This window comes from Pseudomonadota bacterium, from assembly GCA_038533575.1.
GTDB lineage: Bacteria > Pseudomonadota > Alphaproteobacteria > Rhodobacterales > Rhodobacteraceae > Shimia_B.
The window spans coordinates 1,414,640-1,436,087 of sequence record JBCAYL010000001.1 but is presented as its reverse complement, the minus strand read 5'-3'; the positions used below and the strand labels follow the sequence as shown (position 1 = coordinate 1,436,087).

Below are 21,448 nucleotides of genomic sequence, written 5' to 3'. Positions count from 1 at the left end.
CGGTGGAAACGAGAGGCAGTAGGTGGCGGTGTCGAGCAGGGCATCCCGAAAGGTGGCCGTCCTCATGGGCGGGCCGTCCGCAGAGCGCGAGGTTTCGCTCTCATCCGGCCGTGGCTGCGCCGAGGCGCTGCGCGGCGAGGGGTTTGACGTCATCGAGATCGACGCAAGTGATGCTGTCTTCGTTGATCTGGCGGAGGCTGCGCCGGACGCTGTCTTCAACGCGCTCCATGGCAGGTGGGGGGAAGACGGCGCCGTCCAGGGCATCCTCGAGTGGATGCGCATCCCCTACACTCATTCCGGCATTTTCGCCTCGGCCTTGGCCATGAACAAGGAAGAGACCAAGGCGGCCTACAGGCGCGCAGGCCTTCCCGTGGTCGAAAGCGTGATCGCGCTGGCAGACGACGTCCGGGCGCGGCACGTCTTAGCGCCGCCCTATGTCGTGAAGCCCAATAACGAAGGGTCATCGGTCGGTATCTACATCGTGCCCGAGGGGGCAAACGCGCCTCCGCAGCTTGCAGACACCATGCCGAAAGAGGTGATGGTCGAGGCCTATGCGCCGGGCCGTGAGCTGACGACGACAGTGCTCGGGGATCGTGCGCTGACGGTCACCGATATCATCACCGATGGCTGGTACGACTACGAGGCCAAGTATGCCGAGGGCGGCTCCCGCCACGTCGTTCCGGCCGATATTCCCGCCGAGATTTTTGAGGCTTGCCTCGACTATGCGCGCCGCGCCCACGACGTGCTGGGATGCCGCGGCATCAGTCGCACGGATTTCCGCTGGGACGAGGCGAGGGGGCTCGACGGTCTGGTCCTCCTCGAGACGAATACACAGCCCGGAATGACACCCACATCGCTGACCCCGGAGCAGGCCGAGGCCTGCGGGATCAGCTTCGGCGCGCTTTGTGCCGCGCTGGTGGAGGATGCCTCATGCGATCGTTGATGCCCGATCCCGCCTCCCGTTGGGGCTACAGGCTCCAGCGCATGTGGCTCACGCCCCTCTTTCGGGCGCTTTTGCGCACCGGGCTGCCCTGCATGATCATCGGTGGCGCCGTCTATGCCCATGTGTCTCAGCCCCACGTGCGCGTGGCGATCGGCGAGAGCCTCCTCGAGGCGCGGAGCTGGGTGCAGGAGCGGCCGGAATTCATGGTCCATCTCGTCGCCATCGAAGGCGTGAGCGAAGAGACGGCCGAGGTCGTGCGAAAGGCCATCCACGTGGATTTCCCGGTGTCGTCCTTCGATCTCGATCTCGAGGCGCTCCGGACAGACGTGGAGACGCTCTCACCGGTCAAGTCGGCCTCCCTCCGCGTCCGGCCGGGCGGTGTGCTCGAGGTGGGTGTGACCGAACGCGTGCCTGCGATGGTGTGGCGCTCCTGGGACGGGCTGAAGCTTATCGATGTCGACGGCGTGGTCCTGCGCCCGCTTTCTGAGCGGGGCGAGGCAGGTGTCTTGCCGCTCGCTGTGGGGGAAGGGGCCGAGCGCGCGGTGGGCGAGGCGCTCGATCTCGTTCGCGCGGCCGCGCCGATCAGGGACCGGTTGAGGGGGTTGCGTCGGATGGGAGAGCGCCGATGGGACGTGGTGCTCGACCGGGGGCAGGTGATCCAGCTCCCAGAAGAGGCGCCCGTGCGCGCGCTCGAGCGCGTCATCCTGCTGGACACCGCGCAGGACCTTCTCGCGCGTGACATCACGCACGTGGACTTGCGGAACCCGCGCCGTCCGACGTTGCGGCTGGCAGAGAGCGGCCTTGAAGAGCTGCGTGAAATCAGGGGCATAGAGCTGGGAGCTAACGTTAATGAGTGATCTTTATTCTGCACAAAGGGCCATGCGGAACATGCGAAAGGCGGCCATGCAGCGCGGGGTCATCGCGATCCTCGACGTGGGCTCGTCAAAAATCGCCTGCCTCGTTCTGCGCTTCGATGGCCCGGATCGCTTTCGCGAGCAGGATGGCATGGGCTCGCTCGCTGGGCAGAGCGCGTTTCGCGTCATCGGCGCGGCAACCACGCGGAGCCGGGGCGTGCGCTTCGGAGAGATCGACGCCATGGCCGAAACCGAGCGCGCCATTCGTACCGCCGTGCAGGCCGCGCAGAAAATGGCCAATGTCCGCGTGGATCACGTCATTGCCTGCTTCGCGGGGGCCGAGCCGCGCTCCTACGGGCTCAACGGGGAAACCGATCTCAACGAGGAGAAGGTCAGTGAGCAGGATGTGAGCCGCTGCCTCGCCGCCTGTGACGTGCCCGATTACGGCATGGGGCGCGATGTGCTCCACGCGCAGCCGGTCAATTTCGCGCTCGATCACCGCTCCGGCCTCGGCGATCCGCGCGGGCAGATGGGATCGAAGCTAACGGCGGACATGCACATGCTCACCGTCGACAGCGACGCCGTCCAGAACCTCGCCTATTGCGTGAAGCGCTGTGATCTCGAACTCGCGGGGCTCGCGTCTTCCTCCTACGTGTCCGGCATTTCGGCCCTCGTGGAGGACGAGCAGGAGCTCGGCGCGGCCTGCATCGATCTCGGCGGCGGTGCCACGGGCCTCTCCATCTTCATGAAGCGGCACATGATCTATGCCGACAGCGTTCGCATGGGCGGGGAGCATGTCACCTCTGACATCTCCATGGGGCTGCAGGTCCCCAAGCCCACGGCCGAGCGCATCAAGACATTTTACGGCGGGGTGGTCGCCACGGGCATGGACGATCGCGAGATGATCGACATCGGCGGCGACACCGGTGACTGGGAACATGACCGCCGGCAGGTCAGCCGCTCGGAGCTCATCGGGATCATGCGCCCGCGGGTGGAGGAAATCCTCGAGGAGGTGCGTGCGCGCCTCGACGTGGCGGGCTTCGATCAACTTCCCTCGCAGTCGATCGTCCTAACAGGCGGCGGCAGCCAGATCGCCGGGCTAGACGGCCTCGCGTCGCGCATTCTCGGCCATCACGTACGCCTGGGTCGGCCGCTTCGCGTGCAGGGCCTGCCGCAGGCCGCGACGGGCCCCGCATTCGCGAGTGCGGTGGGCCTCAGCCTCTTTGCGGCGCACCCGCAGGACGAATGGTGGGATTTCGAGCTGCCGACCGACACCTATCCGGCGCGTTCGCTGCGTCGCGCGGTTCGTTGGTTTCGGGAGAATTGGTGACGCTGGATGTGGTGCCGATGTGGATATGCTGTGAAATGTGGCGGAAATATGCCAATATTATGTGGCAAAATACCACTTTTCTCGTGACCATAGGCCCGCATCGGGGTACTTTCGCGATGCGAGACGACAAGAGCCCGGGACGCGTGCGCGCAGCAGAGGCCAACACAAACACAGGCGGAATGACGATATGACACTCAATCTCTCGATGCCCGGCCAGGAAGAGCTGAAGCCGCGGATCACTGTTTTCGGCGTGGGCGGCGCTGGCGGGAATGCCGTCGACAACATGATTGAAAAGGCGCTGGACGGCGTCGATTTTGTAATTGCCAACACCGATGCCCAGGCGCTGTCAGGCGCCCGGGCCCCGTCAAAGATCCAGATGGGCGTGAAGGTCACCGAGGGCCTCGGTGCCGGTGCACGTCCGTCCGTCGGCTCTGCCGCGGCAGAGGAGAGCATTGAGCAAATCGTCGATCATCTGGCCGGCGCGCATATGTGCTTCATCACCGCCGGGATGGGCGGCGGCACCGGAACAGGGGCGGCGCCGATCATCGCGCAGGCCGCGCGCGAGCTCGGCGTGCTCACGGTGGGCGTCGTGACGAAGCCGTTCCAGTTCGAGGGTGGCAAGCGCATGCGCCAGGCCGAGGAGGGCGTCGAAGCGCTCCAGAAGGTCGTGGATACCCTCATCATCATCCCGAACCAGAACCTCTTCCGTCTGGCCAATGAGCGCACGACCTTCACCGAGGCCTTCTCCATGGCGGACGATGTCCTTTATCAGGGCGTGAAGGGTGTCACGGATCTCATGGTCAAGCCCGGCCTCATCAACCTCGACTTCGCCGATGTGCGCTCCGTCATGGACGAGATGGGCAAGGCCATGATGGGCACCGGCGAGGCAGAGGGCGAGGATCGCGCGATCCAGGCCGCCGAAAAGGCCATCGCGAACCCGCTCCTCGACGAGATCAGCCTCAAGGGGGCCAACGGTGTCCTGATCAATATCACCGGCGGCTACGACCTCACGCTCTTCGAGCTCGACGAAGCGGCCAACCGTATTCGCGAGGAAGTGGACCCCGACGCCAACATCATCGTCGGCTCCACGCTCGACACGGCCATGGAAGGCATGATGCGGGTGAGCGTCGTGGCGACCGGCATCGATGCGGCCAACACCCACGGCGATATCCCGTTGCCGCGTCGCTCGCTCGCCGCACCGATCCAGGCGCCCGTGGCAGAGACCGAGACCCCGGCAGAGCCCGAGGTCGAAGTTGCCCCCGAGCTTGAGACGGCAGAGCTCGTCGAAGCCGCGGTGGAGGAAGCAGCCCAGCCCGAGGCCGAGGTCGCCGATCTCTTTGCGCCGCGCGACGACGCTGCGGACGATCTTCCGCCCCCCGCCTACCAGCCTGAGCCGCCTGCCTTCGAGCCGGCCATCGAGGAAGAAGAGGTGCCCGCGGCAGCTTTCGTCGCGCCGTCGCGCCCTGCGCCCGGCACGCCTTCTCCGGAGGCCCTTCAGCGCCTGCAATCCGCGATCTCCAAGCAGCCGCAGCCTGCGCCCGCCGCGGCCCCTGCTGGCGAGAAGCCCCGCTTCGGCATCAATTCCCTCATTGGTCGCATGACCGGCGGGCATGACGGCGAAGCTCAGGCGATGCGCAAGCAGCCTCCGGTGCAACACGCTGCTCCGCAGCCGCAAGCGCAGCCCTTCGAGGAGGAGCAAGAGGCGAATGCAGACCAGGAGCGCATCGAGATCCCGGCCTTCCTGCGACGTCAAGCGAACTGACAGACCTGTAACAGTGAGTAAGAAAGCCGCTCCGGGACATGCCCGGGGCGGCTTTTTTCGTTTCGGAACAATGCCTTGTGTCGGTGGCGGATTTTCGCCAAGGCAGAAGCGTTATTTCACACGGTTGCAAAGCGTGAGTTGAGGCCGAGGACCCCAATTTTTACTTCGGCGTTAAGAAAAGCAAACCGCACAGGCCTCACGATCTTATGCAAGCGACCCTGAAAGCTCCGGTGACATTTGACGGCGTCGGCCTGCACTCCGGCAACCCGGTGCGGCTGACTGTCCGCCCGGCCTCTGCGGAGCATGGGATTTGGTTCCGCCGCGTGGATCTGAGCTTTGGGGACGCGCTGGTGCCCGCACTCTGGAGCGCCGTGGAGCGCGCGCCGCTCTGCACGCGGATCAAGAACGCAAGTGGCGTCACCGTCTCGACCATCGAGCATCTCATGGCCGCGCTCGCAGGATGTGGCATCACCAACGCGCTGATCGATCTCGACGGTCCGGAAGTCCCGATCCTCGATGGCAGCGCGGCGCCTTTCGTCCGTGGGTTCCTGGCCCGGGGCATCTTCCGGCAGGATGCACCGATGCGCGCGATCAAGATCCTCAAGGCGGTCCAGGTCGAGCAGGGGGAGGCGGTCGCCCGCCTCGAACCGGCGGAGGGCTTCGCCATGGATTTCGACATCGATTTCGAAGACGCCGCCATCGGTCACCAGGCAAAAACGCTCGACCTCGCAAACGGTGCATTCGTGCACGAGCTGTCCGACAGCCGGACCTTCTGCAGCAATGCCGATGTGCGCGCCATGCACGCAAATGGCCTCGCCCTCGGTGGCACGCTCAAAAATGCCGTGGTCTTCGAAGGCGCCCAGATCCTCAGCCCCGGCGGGCTCCGCCACGGCGATGAGCCCGTGCGCCACAAGATGCTCGATGCCGTGGGCGACCTCGCTCTCGCGGGCGCCCCGATCATCGGCCGGTATGTCGGGCATCGGGCCGGGCATGCCCTGACCAATATCCTGCTCCACGCGGTCTTCGCGCGCCCCGAGTGCTTCCGCATGGTGGAGTGCGATGTCGACATGGTCGCGCGGCTTCCAGGCGCCGGGCTCACCCGCGCAGACGCTGTCGCGCTCCACGCCTGACGCCGAATGGGAATTTGCGTCCAAGCGCAAACATGCTAACCGGGACGGGCCGTTTCAAATGGCTGGCAAGGCGTGAAAATCGGGCGACGAGGATGCATCCATGATTGTGAGAGGGATCGTGCTGGCCATGGCGCTCGGGGCGCTTGCGAGCTGCGGTCTCGACGATCGCCCGCGCGTCCCGCTGGAGAATTTCAGCGCCAAGGAAATCTACGACCGCGGCGAATTCGAACTAAGCCGGTCGAGGCCCGACGATGCCGCTTTCTATTTCGGCGAGGTGGAGCGCCTCTATCCTTATTCCGAATGGGCCAAGCGCGCGCTCATCATGCAGGCCTTCGCCTACCATCGCGGCACGGACTATCCCAACAGCCGCGCCTCCGCGCAGCGCTACATCGATTTCTACCCGGCCGACAGCGATGCCGCCTATGCGCAATACCTGCTGGCGTTGAGCTACTACGACCAGATCGACGAGGTGGGGCGCGACCAGGGCCTGACCTTCCAGGCCTTGCAGGCCCTTCGCGTCGTGATCGAGCGCTATCCCGAAAGCGAATATGCAGAGACCTCGCTCCTGAAGTTCGATCTCGCCTTCGATCATCTCGCCGGCAAGGAGATGGAAATCGGGCGCTACTACCTGAAGCAAGGGCATTACGGCGCCGCCATCAATCGCTTCCGCGTGGTCGTCGAGGATTTCCAGACGACGACGCACACCGCCGAGGCGCTGCACCGTCTGGTGGAAGGGTACCTCGCGCTCGGGCTCGATGCAGAGGCGCAGACCGCCGGCGCGATCCTGGGCTTCAATTATCGGTCCACGGACTGGTACGAAGACAGCTTCGCGCTCCTGCGTGGGGCGGGGCTCGATGCGCGCTCCATCGGGGACAATTGGCTCAGCGCGATATACCGCCAAGTCATCCGAGGCGAATGGCTCTGACAGGGAGGGGTGGGGGCCACCACCACCCGGCAGAACATGCTGCGCGGACTTGATATCCGAGACATGCTGATCATCGATCGGTTGGAGCTTGAGTTCCAGCCCGGTCTCAACGTGCTCACGGGCGAGACCGGGGCGGGCAAATCCATATTGCTGGATGCTCTGGGCTTTGTTCTTGGCTGGCGCGGTCGGGCCGATCTCGTGCGCCAGGGGGCAGAGCAGGGCGAAGTCACGGCGTGGTTCGATCTGCCTCCCGATCACGGCGCCCATGCCGTCTTGGAAGATGCGGGATATGCCTCCGAGGACGGGGAGCTCGTGCTCCGGCGCATCAACCGCAGCGATGGCCGCAAGACCGCCTACGTCAACGATCGGCGCGCCTCCGGTGATCTCCTGCGGGCGCTGTCGGAGACGCTCGTGGAGCTCCATGGCCAGCATGACGATCGGGGCCTTCTCAATGTCAGGGGGCACCGCGCGCTCCTCGATGCCTTCGCCGGGGTGGATGCAGAGGTTGCGTCCGTCAGTGACGCGTGGCGCACCCGGCGACAGGCGGCGCAGGCGCTCACGGAGGCCAGGGAGCGTGCGGAGACTCTCGCGGCGGAAGAGGATTTCCTGCGCCACGCGGTCGACGAGTTCACGAAGATTGCGCCTGACATGGGTGAAGATGCCGCGCTCGATGCGCGGCGGCGGCTCATGCAGGCGGCCGAGCGCATCGGCGAAGACATTGCCAAGGCGGCGCAAGCGCTTGGCCCGGACGGCGCAGAAGGCCTCATCGGGGACGCGGCGCGCTGGCTCGAAGCCGCCGAAGACAAGGTGCCCGAAGAAGCCGCGGCGCCGCTCGCGGCCCTCGGGCGCGCCCTGGCCGAACTCGCGGAGGCCCAGAGCGGCGTGGAAAGCCTCCTCGACAGGCTCTCCTTCGATCCCCATGAACTCGAGGCCACCGAGGAGCGTCTCTTCGCCCTGCGTGCCCTGGCTCGAAAGCACCAGGTTCAGCCCGACGAGCTGCCCGAGCTCGGCACGACATTCGCCGCGCGCCTCGCGGCCTTCGAAGCGAGCGCCGGCGATGTCTCGGTCCTGGAAGCCGCGCTCGAAGAGGCTGACGCGGCCTATGAAAAAGCCGCCGCGGCCCTGAGCGACGCCCGCCTAAAGGCCGCCGCGCGGCTCGATGCGGCGATGGCCAGTGAACTCGCGCCTCTGAAAATGGAGCGCGCGGTCTTCCAGACGGAGATCTCGCCTGCCGAGCCCGGGCCGTCAGGCAGCGATCAGGTCGCCTTCACCGTGGCCACCAATCCCGGCGCGCCGCCGGGACCGCTCAACAAGATTGCCTCCGGTGGCGAGCTCAGCCGCTTCCTTCTCGCGCTCAAGGTCTGCCTGACCGGGGGTGATGGCGGGCAGACCATGATCTTCGACGAGATCGATCGCGGGGTGGGGGGTGCCACCGCCGACGCCGTCGGGCGCAGGCTTGCCCGGCTCTCGGAGACGAGCCAGGTCCTCGTCGTGACCCATTCTCCCCAGGTGGCGGCCCTTGGCGCCCATCATTGGCGCGTGGCCAAACGCGTGGAGAACGACATGACCTTCTCGCAGGTCGATCCTCTCGCCCCCGATGCCCGGGTGGACGAAATCGCCCGCATGCTGGCCGGTGATACGGTCACGGAAGCAGCGCGCGCTGCCGCCGCGGAGCTCCTGCGGGGTTAGCGCCGCGCGATGCGCTGGGTCTGGCGCGCGATCCCGGTTTCTTTGTGCGTCGTACCTCCGCCGGAGGCATCCCGTGGTTGCCCCGCGCGCGGGCCTCTCAATTCTGGCGCACGAGCTTCCCCGGGTTCATGATCCCCGCTGGATCGAGCGCGCGCTTGATCTCGCCCATGAGCCCCCAGGCCCCGCCATGCTCGGCCTCCATATAGCCGAGCTTCCCCATGCCCACGCCGTGCTCCCCCGTGGCCGTCCCGCCGAGGGCCTGCGCCCGCGCGACCATGCGGGTCTGCAGGTCGAGCGCCGCCTGCTTCTCTTCTGGCGCCTCGGGGTCGATGAGCAGGATCGCGTGATAGTTTCCATCGCCCACATGGCCGAGGATGGGCCCCGGGATGGGGCTCGCATCGATGTCGGCGGCTGTCGCGTCCACGGCCTCCGCGAGCTTCGAGATGGGCAGGCAGACATCCGTCACCACGGCACGGGCGCCGGGCCGGGAGGCGAGGATCGCGTAATAGGCGGCGTGGCGCGCGGCCCACAGGGCGGTGCGGTCCTCCTGCCGTTCGGACCAGCGAAACCCCGCCGCGCCGTGCGCGCCGGCAATCGCACCGAAGGCCTCGGCCTCTTCCGCTACCGCGGTGGGTGAGCCGTGAAACTCCACGAACAGGTGCGGCGTGACCGGGTCCTCCCGGTGGGAATGGGCGTTGACGGCAGCAATGGAGGCCGCGTCGAGAAGTTCGATCCGCGCCATGGGAATCCCGCTCTGGATGGTCTCGATGACGGTCGCGACCGCATCACCCACAGCAGGAAAGGCCGCCACGGCGGCCGCCGTCGTTTCTGGCTGCCCGTGCAGGCGGAGCGTGAGCTCCGTGATGAGGCCGAGCGTGCCTTCCGCGCCCACGAAGAGGGCGGTGAGATCGTAGCCCGCCGATGATTTCCGCGCTGACGTTCCGGTGCGGATGATGGCGCCTTCGGCGGTCACGACCTCGAGCGCGGCGACGTTGTCGCGCATCGTCCCGTAGCGGACGGCTGTCGTCCCAGAGGCGCGCGTGGAGGCCATCCCGCCGAGCGACGCGTTGGCACCGGGATCCACCGGGAAGAAGAGGCCCGAGGCCCGGAGGTCCTCGTTCAGGCTCTCGCGCGTCAATCCGGGCTGCACGACGGCGACCATGTCCTCGGGATCCACCCGCAGGAGGCGCGCCATGCGGCTGAAATCCACGCTGATCCCGCCCCGCGGCGCGCTGGTATGTCCCTCGAGCGCCGTCCCCGTTCCAAACCCGATGACGGGGCAGCCTTCGGCTGCGCAAATGCGTACGATTTCAGCGACTTCCGCCGTCGTCTCCGGATAGGCGACCGCGTCCGGTGGCATTTCCGCAAAATGCGACTCCGAGCGCCCGTGCAATGCCAAATCGGACTTGGAGCGCCTCAGGCGATCCCCTAACGTTCGGGACAGGGCAGCAAGGGCGGCGTCGATGGGCATGTCGTCTCCGTCAAGTCCGGAGCGCGAGCATAGGGGACGCCGCGCCGGGGCGAAAGGCACCACGCGCTGCCCAGAGGGGTAGAAGCGCCATGGACCGCGTCCTGTCCGAAATCACGGAGGCCACCCGGCGCAGCTGGGCGGTGCTGCGCGCGCAAGGGCCGAGCCAGATCCAGTTCTGGTTCATCGCGCTTATGATCGGCGTCGCAGCCGGGCTCGCCGCCGTGGGCTTCCGGCTCGCCATCATCAAGCTTCAGGGCTCCATCTACGGGACGTCCGACCTCGCCATGCTGCATTCCTGGGCGCGCGAATTGCCCTGGTACTGGGTGCTCGTGACACCGATCATCGGCGGCATGGCCGTGGGCCTGATCCTCGACCGTTTCACGAATGATGGGCGCGTGCGCTCGGTGGCCGATGTCATCGAAGGCGCCGCGCTGAAAGACGGGCGGGTGGAGGTGAAGGCTGGCCTCGCCTCCGCCGTGGCCTCCTGGATCACGCTCTCCTCCGGCGGCTCCACGGGGCGAGAGGGGCCCGTGGTGCACCTCGCCGGGGTCATTGCCACGAAGGTGTCGAACTTCATTCGCGCAGACGGGATCACTGGCCGTGATCTCCTCGGATGCGCCGTCGCGGCGGCGGTCAGCGCGTCATTCAACGCCCCCATCGCGGGGGCTCTCTTCGCCTTGGAGGTCATCCTTCGTCACTTCGCAGTCCATGCCTTTGCCCCCATCGTCATCGCGTCGGTGGCGGGGACGGTGGTCTCCAGGGCGCAATTCGGCGACATCACGGAGTTTTCTCTGCCCACGCAGAACATGCTGGCCTTTTACGTGGAGCTGCCCGCCTTCCTGATCCTCGGCCTCACCTGCGGGCTCGTAGCGGTCATTCTCATGCGCACGATCTTCTGGGTGGACGGGCTGGGAACACTTGCCCACGGGTGGACCCGGCTTCCCCGCTGGACGCGTCCGATGATGTCCGGCGCCCTCCTCGGGGCCATCGCGATCTTTTACCCGCACATCATCGGCGTGGGCTACGAGACGACGACCGCCGCGCTCTCGGGCAACCTGCTGCTCCACGAGGCCGTGGTCTTTTGCATCATCAAGATCGCGGCCGTCGCGATCACGATGGCCGGTCGCATGGGGGGCGGGGTCTTTTCCCCCTCGCTCATGGTGGGAGCTCTCACCGGGCTCGCCTTCGGGGTGATCGCCACGGGCATCTTTCCGGATGTCTCCGGCTCGGAGACGCTCTACGCGCTCGCCGGGATGGGGGCGGTGAGCGCGGCCGTGCTCGGCGCGCCGATCTCCACGACACTCATCGTTTTCGAGCTCACCGGAGACTGGCAGACCGGCCTCGCGGTCATGGTGGCGGTCTCGCTCTCCACCGCGATCTCAGCAAAGCTCGTAGACCGCTCTTTCTTCCTGAGCCAGATCGAGCGGCGCGGCGTGCACCTCGCGGCCGGACCGCAGGCCTACCTGCTCGCGACCTTCGGGGTCATGCAGATGATGCGGCGCCCCGATCATCCACGGGCCGCCTCCGAGGCGCGGTGCCTCGAGCTCATCGGGCAAAGCCTCTACGTGACAGAGACGGCCACGCTCGAGACTGCGATGCCCATCTTCGAGGCCACCAACGAGGTCTTCCTGCCCGTGGTGTCACTGAAGGACGGCAGGCCCAACCTGATCGGTGCCCTCTTCCAGGTGGACGCTCTCAAGGCCTATAACCGGGCGCTCGCGGCCACGGCCGCGGAAGAGCACTCCTAGATCTTCTCCACCGTCACGTCTTCGTGCCCGAAGGCGAGGTATCCGGCAATCTCGGCCACGCCCTCCTTCGGGCTTTCGTAGCTCCAGACCGCGTTTTCGAGCGTCGTGCTCTTCGTGACGATGTGGAAGTAGTTCGCATCGCCCTTGTGCGGGCAGTGCGTGGACTTGTCGGACGGATCGAGGAAGGCCATCGCGAAGTCGTCCCGCGGGAAATAGATCACCTCGGGATAGCTGCCTTCGGCCAGTTCGAGCGCGGCGCTCGACTCGCCCAGCACGGCGCCGCCCACGCGGACGGACCATGTTCCCGGTGCTTTGCGGATCTTGATGTGGTCGGCCATGGCTGCTCTCCCCCGGGTTGCCAGAACTGTGTCGCGCCTTTCTGACAGGTTTGTGTCAGACTGCCAATGTCGCGCCTGCGAGCCACGCCTCGGCCCGCTCCGACAGCTGGCCTGTCAACCGCTCCGCGCATTCGGCGTGATAGGCATTGAGCCAGTCCCGCTCCGCTTTCGTGAGCATCTCCTTGACGACGAGGCGGGTGTCGATGGGGACGTAGGTGAGCGTTTCGAAATCGAGCCAGGGACGCGGGTCCGCGCCTGCCAGGTCGCCCGCGTCCTGGACGACGATGAGGTTCTCGATCCGGATGCCGAAGGCGCCCTCCCGGTAATAGCCGGGCTCATTCGAGAGGATCATTCCGGGCTCGAGAGGCACCGTCGAGGCCCGGGAAATGCGTGCCGGCCCCTCGTGGACCGAGAGGTAGGAGCCCACGCCGTGCCCGGTCCCGTGGTCGAAATCCTGTCCCGCCATCCACAGCGCCGCGCGCGCCAAGGCATCGATATGGGCGCCGCCCACGCCACGCGGGAAGCGCAGCCGTGAGAGCGCGATCATGCCCTGCAACACGCGCGTGAAGGCGTCCCTTGCCTCCTTGTCGGGTGCGCCGATCGCCACGGTGCGGGTGATGTCGGTCGTCCCGTCCACGTACTGGCCGCCGCTATCGACGAGGTAGAGCTCACCCTCCGCCAGCGTCCGGTTGGTCTCGTCCGAGACGCGGTAATGGGGCAGGGCCGCGTTGGGACCCGCGCCGGAGATCGTCTCGAAACTGATGTCCTGGAGGGCATTCGTGGCCCGGCGAAATCCCTCGAGGGCTTCCACGGCGCCGATCTCGGTCACCTCCGAGGGGGGCTGCGCATCGAGCCAGGCGAGGAATTCGACCATGGCAACGGCGTCCCGCCGGTGGGCCGCCCGTGTGCCTTCGAGTTCCGCGGCGTTCTTGCGCGCCTTGGGAAGGAGGCAGGGATCGCGCCCTTCGTGCACTCTGGCCGTGACCGCCGCACGCACGGCTTCCGGGCAGCTGTCGGGATCGAGCCGGACCGTTCCCGTCAGGGCCGCGACGGCCGCCAGGAATGTGTCCGGCGCAAAGATCTCGGCGTCGATCTCCAGCCCAGCCACCTTGGAGGCCTCCACGAAGATCGACACCTGCCCATCGGCCCGGAGGATGGCGAAGCTTTGCAGGATCGGGATGCGCGGGATATCCGCGCCACGTATGTTGAGGAGCCAGCAGATCGCGTCGGGCATCGTGATGATGGCCGCGTCGTCGCCCGCTGCCGCGAGGTCCTGGCCCAGCCGCGCGCGTTTCGAGGCACTCGTTTCCCCCGCGAGTTCGAGGGGGTGGGAAAAGGCGCGCCCGTCGGGCCGGGTAGGGCGGTCCTCCCAGATCGCGTCGATGAGGTTCTCAATGGCCTGAAGCGAATGGCCCGCAGCCTCGAGGCGCGCCAGCTCATGGAGTTGCCTTGGCACGTGAAGCCAGGGATCGTAGGCGATCTTCGACCCCTCCGGCGCGTGCTCGAGGATCCACACGGCCAGCGTCGTCTCTGGCCAGTCCACAGTAGTGAAGTCCGGGGCGACCTGCGCGCGCGCCTGAACCCGGTACCGCCCGTCCACGAAGAGACCGGCCCTCTCTGCGAGCACGACACAGAAGCCAGCGGACCCGGTGAACCCGGTGAGCCAGGCGAGGCGCTCGTCGCAAGGCGCGACGTACTCGCCTTGCCACGCATCCGCCCGTGACACGATGAAGCCGTCCACGCCCATCTCCGCCATCTTCGCGCGCAAGGCCGCGAGCCGCGGCGGCCCCTGCTCCGGCGTCGTCGCGCTCTTGAATGTCTGAAACATGGCGGTGGTCCCCGTCTTCTTTGTGCCTTGTACCTCCCCCGGAGGGCCGCCGGAGGCACGAAATCCTTCGAGAGGTCGCCCGCGTGCTCAGCTCGCGCGCTTCATGCCCATCACGCGCGCCCGTGCCCGGGGATCGCTGTCAAAGAGCGAGGCGAGCTGCTCGGTCATCGCGCCTGCGAGCTGTTCGACATCCGTGATCGTCACCGCCCGGTCGTAGTAGCGGGTCACGTCATGGCCGATCCCGATGGCGATCAGTTCCACCATCTTCTTCTTCTCGACCATGGCGATCACGTCGCGCAGGTGCTTTTCGAGGTAATTGGCCGGGTTCACCGAAAGCGTGCTGTCGTCCACCGGCGCGCCATCGGAAATGACCATGAGGATCTTTCTCGCTTCCGCGCGGCCCACCATCCGCTTGTGCGCCCATTCGAGCGCTTCGCCGTCGATGTTCTCCTTGAGGAGCCCCTCTTTCATCATGAGCCCGAGGTTGGGGCGCGCGCGGCGCCAGGGCGCGTCGGCGCTCTTGTAGATGATGTGGCGCAGGTCGTTGAGGCGTCCGGGCTGCTGCGGGCGGCCTTCGGCGAGCCAGCCCTCGCGGCAAAGCCCGCCCTTCCAGGCGCGGGTGGTGAAGCCCAGGATCTCCACCTTCACCGAGCACCGTTCCAGCGTGCGCGCCAGCACGTCCGCGCAGATCGCCGCGATGGAGATCGGGCGGCCCCGCATGGAGCCCGAATTGTCGAGGAGCAGCGTCACCACCGTGTCGCGGAATTCCGTGTCCTTCTCGATCTTGAAGGAAAGCGGCGTCGTGGGGTTCGCCACGACGCGCGCGAGGCGGCCCGCATCGAGCATTCCCTCTTCACGGTCGAACTCCCAGCTCCGGTTCTGCTGGGCCTGCAGCCGCCGCTGGAGCTTGTTCGCGAGCCGGCTCACGGCACCTTTCAGCGGGTCGAGCTGCTGATCGAGGTAGGTCCGCAAGCGTTCGAGCTCGGCCGGTTCGGCGAGGTCTTCGGCGCGGATCTCCTCGTCGTTCTCGGTGTCATAGACGGTGTAATCCGGGTCCGCCTCGGAATGGGGCGGAGGGGAGGGGGGCTCGAGCGGCGCGTCGCCCTCGGGCATGTCGGCCTCTTCGGCCATCTCCGCCTCGGCCATGTCATCCATGGTGACGGAGGCCTGGGCTGCGTCCTGCTGCTGTTCCTGGCTTTGCTCGGGCGCGGCATCGACATCGTCTTCGCTGTCGCTGTCATCCTCGCCGGTGCTGTCAGGCTGGTCCTGATCCTCCGGTTCGCCCTCGGCTTCGTCTTCCTCGTTCTCGTCGAAATCGTCCGGATCGTCGCCGAGCTGGTCGCCATAGCCCAGATCGGAGATGATCTGCCGCGCGAATTTCGCGAACTGGGCCTGGTCGGCGAGCATGCCCTCGAGGCCTTCGAGCGTGCCGCCCGCCTGGCCTTCGATATAGCCGCGCCAGAGGTCCATGACGTTGGCGGCGTCCGAGGGGAGATCGCGCCCCGTGGCCAGGTGCCGGATGAGGTAGCCCGCGGCGACGGCAAGCGGCGCCTCGGCGGCCTCCTTGATGTCGCCGTAGCCCTTGCGCATGGCCTCGTTGGCGATCTTGTGGTCGATGTTGGAAGCCGTGCCCGGCATGGCCTGCGCGCCCACCGCCTCGCAGCGCGCCGTCTCCATCGCCTCGTAGAGATCGCGCGCCATGTTGCCGGGCGGCAGGTAGCGGTTGAACGTGCCCGCGTCGTGGTACTTGTGCCGGAGCGCCAGCGCGTCCGCCGTGCCGCGCGCGAGCAGCACCTCGTCCCGCGTCATTCGGCGCGAGACCTGCGGCAGGCGCAGCGTGTCGGTCGTGGCCCCCGGCGGGTCCACGGAATAGGAAACCGTCAGCTCCGCATCATCGGCGATGACCTTGGCGGCCTCGGCCACGGCCTTCTTGAACGGATCGGCGGGATTGTCGGATTGCTTACTCATCGGACCGTGAGAACCTCTCCAAACAATAGGCCTTGTCTCGTTGGTAGATGTCCAGATTGGGCACCAGAGATGAGGCCGTCACGGGCCCAAAATAGTCGAGATAGGCGGTGATGAGGCGGGCCTTTTCATCCTTGTTGGCGCCGACGCGGCTCAATTCCAGATCCTGGGCCCAGTCGAAGGCCGCGCGCTTGCTTTCATCTCGGCCATAGACCGGGTTTGCCGAAAAAATCTGAGCGTAGACCGTGACGGCGTCCTTGAGGGCGAGGCAGCGGGTTTCGGCGAACCCGGGCTCGTTCGCGCGCAGGTCGCGATCAATGGCGTCGAACGCGCCGCCGGCCATGGCCGTAGCAGCGACAAGTCCCAAAACGCCCGCGGTAAGGCCGACGTCCGTCCTCACGCCGTGATGTTGGCCGCGCTTTCGGGCAGCTCTTCGTCAAAGCATTTCTGGTAGAACTCGGCCACCGTCGCGCGCTCGAGCTCGTCGCACTTGTTGAGGAACGACAGGCGGAAGGCGTAGCCCACATTGCGGAAGATCTCCGCGTTCTGGGCCCAGGCGATGACGGTGCGCGGCGACATGACCGTGGAGAGGTCGCCGGCCATGAAGGCCGTGCGGGTCATGTCGGCCACGGTGACCATCCGCTCGATCGTCTTACGGCCCTTCTCGTTGTTGTAGTGCGGGTTCTTGGCCAGAACGATCGCGCTTTCGGCGCCGACGCTCAGGTAATTCAAAGTCGCCACCAGCGACCAGCGGTCCATCTGGCCTTGGTTGATCTGCTGCGTGCCGTGGTAGAGCCCCGTCGTGTCGCCTAGGCCCACCGTGTTCGCCGTTGCGAAAATGCGGAAATAGGGGTGGGGCGTGATCACCTTGTTCTGGTCGAGGAGCGTGAGCTTTCCGTCGGTTTCCAGCACCCGCTGGATGACGAACATCACGTCGGCGCGGCCCGCATCGTATTCGTCGAAGACGATGGCGCAGGGATTGCGCAGCGCCCAGGGCAGGATGCCCTCCTGGAAGTCGGTGACCTGCTTGCCGTCCTTCAGCTTGATCGCGTCCTTGCCGATGAGATCAATCCGGGAAATGTGGCTGTCCAGATTGACGCGCACGGCGGGCCAATTCAGCCGCGCGGCCACCTGCTCGATATGCGTGGATTTGCCCGTGCCGTGATAGCCCTGGATCATGACCCGGCGGTTGTTGTGAAAGCCCGCGAGGATCGCCAGCGTGGTATCTGGGTCGAATTTGTAGGTGGAATCCACCTCCGGCACGCGCTCGGACCCGTCCTCGAAGCCGCGCACGACCATGTCCGAGTCGATACCGAACACATCGCGCACCTGCACTTCGCGCGTGGGTGTCATGTCGAGATCGAGGGAGCCGTCGGCCATGGGGAAAATCCTTCGTGTCTTGGCGCAGTCGTGTCTGCCTGCCCCATTCCGAAACCGGGAGCAAGGGCCGCATGCCCGCTTCTGAGACGCGTCGCTTGTGTCACCGCGCCATTGGCCTTTTTATAGCTCATCATAGCAGACCGCCCAGAGAGGCCGCACCGCGTGCGCGAAATTCGCAATATTCTTCTCTTGTCGGTCGAGGACCTCAACGACTGGATAACGCCGCTGGGCGGGCACCCGGATGCCTCCACCCCGAACATGGCGCGCCTCGCCGCGCGCGGCACGTGTTTCGATCAGGCTTACGCGGCCTCGCCGGCCTGTTCCCCCTCGCGGACGGCCACGCTCTTCGGGCAGGGGCCCTGGCGCACGGGCGTCTATTCCAACGACGAAAGCTGGGCGATGGCCTTCCCGCCGGGGCAGCGGCTTTCCATCGCGGGCCGTGCGCGCGCGGCGGGCTGGCGGACGGCCATGGCGGGAAAGGTCTATCACACCGGCGCGTCGGGGCAGGACTGGGCCGACTGGGACGTGGCCCATCCCCGTCGTCCCGAGCGCTTTCCGGCCATGTCGCGCGCTGTGAAGGACGGCAATCTGAAGCCGCCCGATGATTTCGGCCCCTGCGCGCGGGCGAGGCTCGATGATGACCGGCTCGTCGATGCCATGATCGGAGAGATGACGCCCGGGGCGGACCGGCAGTTCTGGGCCCACGGCATCTACCGGCCGCACCTGCCGTTCATCGCGCCCAAACGCTTCTTCGACCGCATCCCGGAGGACCCGCGCGGTCCCCCCGGGCTCGGGAACCGAGCCTTCGACATCGAGGATGAGAGCGAGCTCGATCAACTGCCTCAGCACGCCAATGCCATGGCCCGGCGCTGGACCGGGCGCATGCTCTCCCGCACATCGGAGTACGGGGCTTTCGTGCGGGCCTACCTCGCCTGCGTGGCTTATGCGGACCATCTTGTGGGCCGGCTCCTCGATCATCTGGATGCCTCCGGGCTCAGCGAGACGACGCTGATCCTGCTCTGGTCCGACCACGGCTGGCAGTTCGGAGAGAAGCTCGCCTTCCGCAAGTTCTCGCTTTGGGAACGCGCGCTCCGCGTGCCGCTGATGATGGCCGGGCCGGGGGTGCCCGTGGGCCGGGTGACGGAGCCCGTCTCGCTCCTCGACATCTATCCCACGCTCCTTGAGCTGCTCGGAGGAGACGCGCCGCACCCGCTCGACGGCCAAAGCCTCTGGCCTCTGCTCGAGGGGGCCGAGGGCCGCGGCCACGCGCTTTCCTCGTTTCGGGTGCCGCTCAAGAAAGCCCCTGAGAAAGCGCGGGTTTCTCACTCCGTGCGCTCTGGCACGCATCGCCTGATCCGCTACTGCGACGGCACGGGAGAGCTCTATGATCACCGCGTGGATCCCCTCGAAAAGAGAACCCTCCTGAGGGGGGACGCCAAGCTCGAGGACCAGGCGCTGCCACCGGAGGCCGAGGCCCTGATTGCGCTTCTCCCCTCTGCCGCGGCACCGAGGACAGCGGCCGATCTGCCATCCTCCAGACGCGCCTAGGCTTGCGTTGCACGGGGGCGGACGCGCCGCTAGACACGGGCCCATGACCACGCGCGACGACATCGAAAGCTACCTCGCGCGCATGGCGCTCCGGGAGCGCGCGGCCTTCGACCTTCTATATAGCGCGACCTCGGCGAAACTTTTCGGCGTGTGCCTCCGTATCTTGAATGACCGCCAGCAGGCCGAGGAAGCCTTGCAGGACGCCTATCTCCGGATCTGGGAGCGGGCGGACCGCTACCGCGCCAACGGGTTGAGCCCCATGACCTGGCTCATCACCGTCACGCGCAACTTGGCCATCGACCGCCTGCGCGCGCGCAAGGCGGCGGCGGGCGGAGCGGGGGCGACCGTGGGCGAAGACGTGCTCGAGCGTATCGCCGATGGCGGCCCCACGCCGGAACAGGCGGCGCTCGCGTCGTCGGAGGGAGAGAAATTGCGGGCCTGCCTGGGAGAGCTGCCCGCCGATCGCGCCGAGGCCGTGGCGAGAGCCTACATGATAGGGGACACCTATCAGGAGCTTGCCACGCGCTTTGACGTGCCGTTGAACACCATGCGCACCTGGCTCAGGCGCGCGCTGATGAGCTTGAAGGAGTGCCTGACGCGATGAGCGACGGGACAGACCAGACACAAGGCGGAGAGCGCGACGACGATCGCGCCCTCGCGGCCGAGTACGCGCTGGGCCTCCTCGAGGCCGAGGAGGCGCGCGTGTTCGAGGAGCGCATGGCGCGCGACCCGGCGCTGCGCGCGTTCTATGCGGATTGGTGCGAGCAGTTCGTGGGCCTCGCTGAGGGCGAGGATGTGCCGCCGCCCGCGAACGTGAAGGCCGCGCTCGACGCAGAGCTCTTTGCGCAGTCCAGCACGACCACGTCGCTCATCCGCTGGGGCTTCGGCGCGCTGGTGGGTGCGGCGGCCGCGGCAGCCGTCGCGTTCGTTTCACTGAATTACGTGATCCCGGCGCTCGATCAGACGGTGCTCGAGGCCAGCCTCGAGGGCGAGGTGGGCGTGAGCGTGAGCGCGCGCTACGAGAGCGCCTCGGGGGAGCTCGTCGCGGCGCGCCTCTCTGGCAGTCCTGGCGCGGGACGTGACCACGAGCTTTGGTTGATCTTGCCCGATCAAGCGCCTGTATCGCTTGGGCTTTTCGGCGCGGATGGTCGCGCGATCGCTGATCTCAGCGGCGCGTCGCCAGACGTGCTCGTGGGCGCCGTGCTCGCCGTATCGGACGAGCCCACCGGCGGCTCCACCACCGGTGCGCCCACGGGTGACGTGCTCGCCATTGGGCCACTCACGCTCCTGTGATGCATCTGCTGACGCTTTCCTGAAACTCTTGTCTCTGCGCGCCGTGACTTCTGGCATCACGGCGTCCCGGAGCTCTTTCCATGGCGCCTCAACAGGAGACGACCATGACTTTCAGATCTTTTGCCCTCGGCGCTGCCCTTTCCCTCATCGCGGGCGGGGCCATTGCGGCTGCCCATGCCGATGCCGACGGGAACCCGATGGTGGGCGGCGCGGCGATGTTTGACACCCAAACCATCGTGGAGAACGCGGTGAACTCCGCCGATCACACCACCCTCGTCGCCGCCGTGCAGGCCGCGGGCCTTGTCGAGGCGCTGAGCGGACCCGGGCCGTTCACGGTATTCGCACCGGTGAACGAGGCGTTCGCCGCGCTTCCCGAAGGCACCGTCGAGTCGCTGCTGATGCCCGAGAACAAGGACATGCTCACCAAGGTGCTCACGGCCCATGTCGTGGCCGGGGATCTGTCGGCGGCGGAGATCGTGTCCCGCGCGCGGGCGTCCTCGGATGGTTTCTTCCACTTCAACACTTTGTCAGGTGATGCACTTTCCGCTCAGGTGAAGGGCTCGAATGTCTTTATCTTTGACGAAAGCGGTCAGGCTGGGCGCGTGACCATCGCCGACGTCAATCAATCCAATGGCGTCATTCACGTGGTGGATACGGTGCTGCTGCCGAAATAACGGTCAACGCACCGGGCGCGCGGCCCGGGCGGGAGAACCGGGCCGCGCGACTGAAAGGATGAACGATGTCGATCATGACCCGCCGCACCCTCATGGCCTCCGCCGCCGCATTCGCAGCCTTGCCTGTCCGCGCGGCCGACGGCCCCTTCGAGATCACCCGCACCGAGGCGGAATGGCGCGCGCGCCTGACGAATTTCGAATATCGCGTGCTGCGCGAGGAGGCCACGGAGCGTCCGTTCTCCTCCCCGCTCGACAAGAACTTTGCCCCCGGCACCTATCTCTGCAAGGGCTGCGAGCTCCCGATCTACGCCAGCGAGGCCAAGTACGACAGCGGCACGGGCTGGCCCAGCTTCTGGGAATCGCTGCCCAATGCAATAGGCACCAAGATCGACAGGAAGCTCTTCCGCGCCCGCACAGAGTGCCATTGTCGGCGCTGTGGAAGCCATCTCGGACACATCTTCAACGACGGCCCGGCACCCACCGGAAAACGCCATTGTCTCAATGGTGTGGCCTTACTGTTTCGGGCCGCTTAAGGCCTCAATTCGCCGAAGTTTTGACGCAAGCCGACAA

At 66.6% G+C, this 21,448-nt stretch carries 19 protein-coding genes; 13 read left to right on the top strand and 6 right to left on the bottom strand.

The window, feature by feature from the left end:
• The first annotated feature begins 52 nt into the window (after positions 1–52).
• From AAFM92_07300 to recN, 7 genes are all read left to right on the top strand, one after another.
• Positions 53–943 (top strand): D-alanine--D-alanine ligase, encoded by an 891-nt coding sequence (locus tag AAFM92_07300; GenBank protein ID MEL7300175.1) that lies wholly within the window; start codon positions 53–55, stop codon positions 941–943.
• Positions 931–1,800, top strand: a complete 870-nt coding sequence (locus AAFM92_07295; protein MEL7300174.1) for a cell division protein FtsQ/DivIB — start codon at positions 931–933, stop codon at positions 1,798–1,800. Before AAFM92_07300 ends, AAFM92_07295 begins: the two co-directional genes overlap by 13 nt.
• Positions 1,793–3,127: a cell division protein FtsA gene (gene ftsA, locus AAFM92_07290; protein ID MEL7300173.1), complete on the top strand. Its 1,335-nt coding sequence runs from the start codon at positions 1,793–1,795 to the stop codon at positions 3,125–3,127. The genes AAFM92_07295 and ftsA overlap by 8 nt, the downstream gene beginning before the upstream one ends.
• Before the next feature lie 187 nt (positions 3,128–3,314).
• Complete coding sequence (gene ftsZ / locus AAFM92_07285) at positions 3,315–4,889, top strand: cell division protein FtsZ (GenBank protein ID MEL7300172.1); 1,575 nt, start codon at positions 3,315–3,317, stop codon at positions 4,887–4,889.
• Positions 4,890–5,095: 206 nt separating this feature from the next.
• Positions 5,096–6,019 carry a UDP-3-O-acyl-N-acetylglucosamine deacetylase gene (gene lpxC, locus AAFM92_07280; GenBank protein ID MEL7300171.1) on the top strand — a complete coding sequence of 308 codons (924 nt, stop codon included), beginning with the start codon at positions 5,096–5,098 and terminating at the stop codon, positions 6,017–6,019.
• 100 nt (positions 6,020–6,119) lie between these two features.
• Positions 6,120–6,944, top strand: a complete 825-nt coding sequence (locus AAFM92_07275) for an outer membrane protein assembly factor BamD (protein ID MEL7300170.1) — start codon at positions 6,120–6,122, stop codon at positions 6,942–6,944.
• Between the two features lie 36 nt (positions 6,945–6,980).
• Positions 6,981–8,633: a DNA repair protein RecN gene (gene recN, locus AAFM92_07270; GenBank protein MEL7300169.1), complete on the top strand. Its 1,653-nt coding sequence runs from the start codon at positions 6,981–6,983 to the stop codon at positions 8,631–8,633.
• A gap of 97 nt (positions 8,634–8,730) precedes the next feature.
• Here the strand turns inward: recN and AAFM92_07265 are convergent, their stop codons facing one another.
• Positions 8,731–10,104, bottom strand: coding sequence for an FAD-linked oxidase C-terminal domain-containing protein (locus AAFM92_07265; GenBank protein ID MEL7300168.1), 1,374 nt, complete (start codon positions 10,102–10,104; stop codon positions 8,731–8,733).
• An 89-nt stretch (positions 10,105–10,193) separates the two neighbouring features.
• Between AAFM92_07265 and AAFM92_07260 the strand changes: the two genes are divergently transcribed.
• Complete coding sequence (locus AAFM92_07260; GenBank protein ID MEL7300167.1) at positions 10,194–11,852, top strand: chloride channel protein; 1,659 nt, start codon at positions 10,194–10,196, stop codon at positions 11,850–11,852.
• On the opposite strand, the gene AAFM92_07255 is transcribed toward AAFM92_07260, so the two are convergent.
• The 5 genes from AAFM92_07255 to cobS all read right to left on the bottom strand — a co-directional run bounded on the left by AAFM92_07255 (position 11,849) and on the right by cobS (position 17,363).
• Positions 11,849–12,190 carry a DUF427 domain-containing protein gene (locus AAFM92_07255; GenBank protein ID MEL7300166.1) on the bottom strand — a complete coding sequence of 114 codons (342 nt, stop codon included), beginning with the start codon at positions 12,188–12,190 and terminating at the stop codon, positions 11,849–11,851. The two genes, AAFM92_07260 and AAFM92_07255, sit on opposite strands and share 4 nt — an antisense overlap.
• 55 nt (positions 12,191–12,245) lie before the next feature.
• The gene (locus AAFM92_07250) at positions 12,246–14,018 is read right to left on the bottom strand and encodes an aminopeptidase P family protein (protein ID MEL7300165.1); all 1,773 of its coding nucleotides are present in this window, start codon (positions 14,016–14,018) and stop codon (positions 12,246–12,248) included.
• 87 nt (positions 14,019–14,105) lie between these two features.
• Positions 14,106–15,986 carry a cobaltochelatase subunit CobT gene (cobT, locus tag AAFM92_07245; protein ID MEL7300164.1) on the bottom strand — a complete coding sequence of 627 codons (1,881 nt, stop codon included), beginning with the start codon at positions 15,984–15,986 and terminating at the stop codon, positions 14,106–14,108.
• The gene (locus tag AAFM92_07240) at positions 15,979–16,326 is read right to left on the bottom strand and encodes a hypothetical protein (protein ID MEL7300163.1); all 348 of its coding nucleotides are present in this window, start codon (positions 16,324–16,326) and stop codon (positions 15,979–15,981) included. Before AAFM92_07240 ends, cobT begins: the two co-directional genes overlap by 8 nt.
• Positions 16,327–16,379: 53 nt before the next feature.
• On the bottom strand, positions 16,380–17,363 hold the full coding sequence (gene cobS, locus AAFM92_07235; GenBank protein ID MEL7300162.1) for a cobaltochelatase subunit CobS: 984 nt from the start codon (positions 17,361–17,363) through the stop codon (positions 16,380–16,382).
• Positions 17,364–17,525: 162 nt separating this feature from the next.
• Between cobS and AAFM92_07230 the strand changes: the two genes are divergently transcribed.
• The 5 genes from AAFM92_07230 to msrB all read left to right on the top strand — a co-directional run bounded on the left by AAFM92_07230 (position 17,526) and on the right by msrB (position 21,411).
• The gene (locus tag AAFM92_07230) at positions 17,526–18,911 is read left to right on the top strand and encodes a sulfatase (protein MEL7300161.1); all 1,386 of its coding nucleotides are present in this window, start codon (positions 17,526–17,528) and stop codon (positions 18,909–18,911) included.
• Between the two features lie 43 nt (positions 18,912–18,954).
• Positions 18,955–19,515, top strand: a complete 561-nt coding sequence (locus AAFM92_07225) for a sigma-70 family RNA polymerase sigma factor (protein ID MEL7300160.1) — start codon at positions 18,955–18,957, stop codon at positions 19,513–19,515.
• Positions 19,512–20,204 carry an anti-sigma factor gene (locus tag AAFM92_07220; GenBank protein MEL7300159.1) on the top strand — a complete coding sequence of 231 codons (693 nt, stop codon included), beginning with the start codon at positions 19,512–19,514 and terminating at the stop codon, positions 20,202–20,204. Before AAFM92_07225 ends, AAFM92_07220 begins: the two co-directional genes overlap by 4 nt.
• Before the next feature lie 104 nt (positions 20,205–20,308).
• Positions 20,309–20,878, top strand: coding sequence for a fasciclin domain-containing protein (locus tag AAFM92_07215; GenBank protein MEL7300158.1), 570 nt, complete (start codon positions 20,309–20,311; stop codon positions 20,876–20,878).
• 74 nt (positions 20,879–20,952) lie between these two features.
• The gene (msrB, locus tag AAFM92_07210) at positions 20,953–21,411 is read left to right on the top strand and encodes a peptide-methionine (R)-S-oxide reductase MsrB (protein ID MEL7300157.1); all 459 of its coding nucleotides are present in this window, start codon (positions 20,953–20,955) and stop codon (positions 21,409–21,411) included.
• Positions 21,412–21,448: the final 37 nt, after the last annotated feature.

What these genes read in the sequence shown, in the direction of transcription:
- AAFM92_07295 (MEL7300174.1), top strand. Translation starts at nt 931, where the DNA reads ATGCGATCGTTGATGCCCGATCCCGCCTCCCGTTGGGGCTACAGGCTC.
- ftsA (MEL7300173.1), top strand. Translation starts at nt 1,793, where the DNA reads ATGAGTGATCTTTATTCTGCACAAAGGGCCATGCGGAACATGCGAAAG.
- ftsZ (MEL7300172.1), top strand. Translation starts at nt 3,315, where the DNA reads ATGACACTCAATCTCTCGATGCCCGGCCAGGAAGAGCTGAAGCCGCGG.
- lpxC (MEL7300171.1), top strand. Translation starts at nt 5,096, where the DNA reads ATGCAAGCGACCCTGAAAGCTCCGGTGACATTTGACGGCGTCGGCCTG.
- AAFM92_07275 (MEL7300170.1), top strand. Translation starts at nt 6,120, where the DNA reads ATGATTGTGAGAGGGATCGTGCTGGCCATGGCGCTCGGGGCGCTTGCG.
- recN (MEL7300169.1), top strand. Translation starts at nt 6,981, where the DNA reads ATGCTGCGCGGACTTGATATCCGAGACATGCTGATCATCGATCGGTTG.
- AAFM92_07265 (MEL7300168.1), bottom strand. Translation starts at nt 10,104, where the DNA reads ATGCCCATCGACGCCGCCCTTGCTGCCCTGTCCCGAACGTTAGGGGAT.
- AAFM92_07260 (MEL7300167.1), top strand. Translation starts at nt 10,194, where the DNA reads ATGGACCGCGTCCTGTCCGAAATCACGGAGGCCACCCGGCGCAGCTGG.
- AAFM92_07255 (MEL7300166.1), bottom strand. Translation starts at nt 12,190, where the DNA reads ATGGCCGACCACATCAAGATCCGCAAAGCACCGGGAACATGGTCCGTC.
- AAFM92_07250 (MEL7300165.1), bottom strand. Translation starts at nt 14,018, where the DNA reads ATGTTTCAGACATTCAAGAGCGCGACGACGCCGGAGCAGGGGCCGCCG.
- cobT (MEL7300164.1), bottom strand. Translation starts at nt 15,986, where the DNA reads ATGAGTAAGCAATCCGACAATCCCGCCGATCCGTTCAAGAAGGCCGTG.
- AAFM92_07240 (MEL7300163.1), bottom strand. Translation starts at nt 16,326, where the DNA reads ATGGCCGGCGGCGCGTTCGACGCCATTGATCGCGACCTGCGCGCGAAC.
- cobS (MEL7300162.1), bottom strand. Translation starts at nt 17,363, where the DNA reads ATGGCCGACGGCTCCCTCGATCTCGACATGACACCCACGCGCGAAGTG.
- AAFM92_07225 (MEL7300160.1), top strand. Translation starts at nt 18,955, where the DNA reads ATGACCACGCGCGACGACATCGAAAGCTACCTCGCGCGCATGGCGCTC.
- AAFM92_07220 (MEL7300159.1), top strand. Translation starts at nt 19,512, where the DNA reads ATGAGCGACGGGACAGACCAGACACAAGGCGGAGAGCGCGACGACGAT.
- AAFM92_07215 (MEL7300158.1), top strand. Translation starts at nt 20,309, where the DNA reads ATGACTTTCAGATCTTTTGCCCTCGGCGCTGCCCTTTCCCTCATCGCG.
- msrB (MEL7300157.1), top strand. Translation starts at nt 20,953, where the DNA reads ATGACCCGCCGCACCCTCATGGCCTCCGCCGCCGCATTCGCAGCCTTG.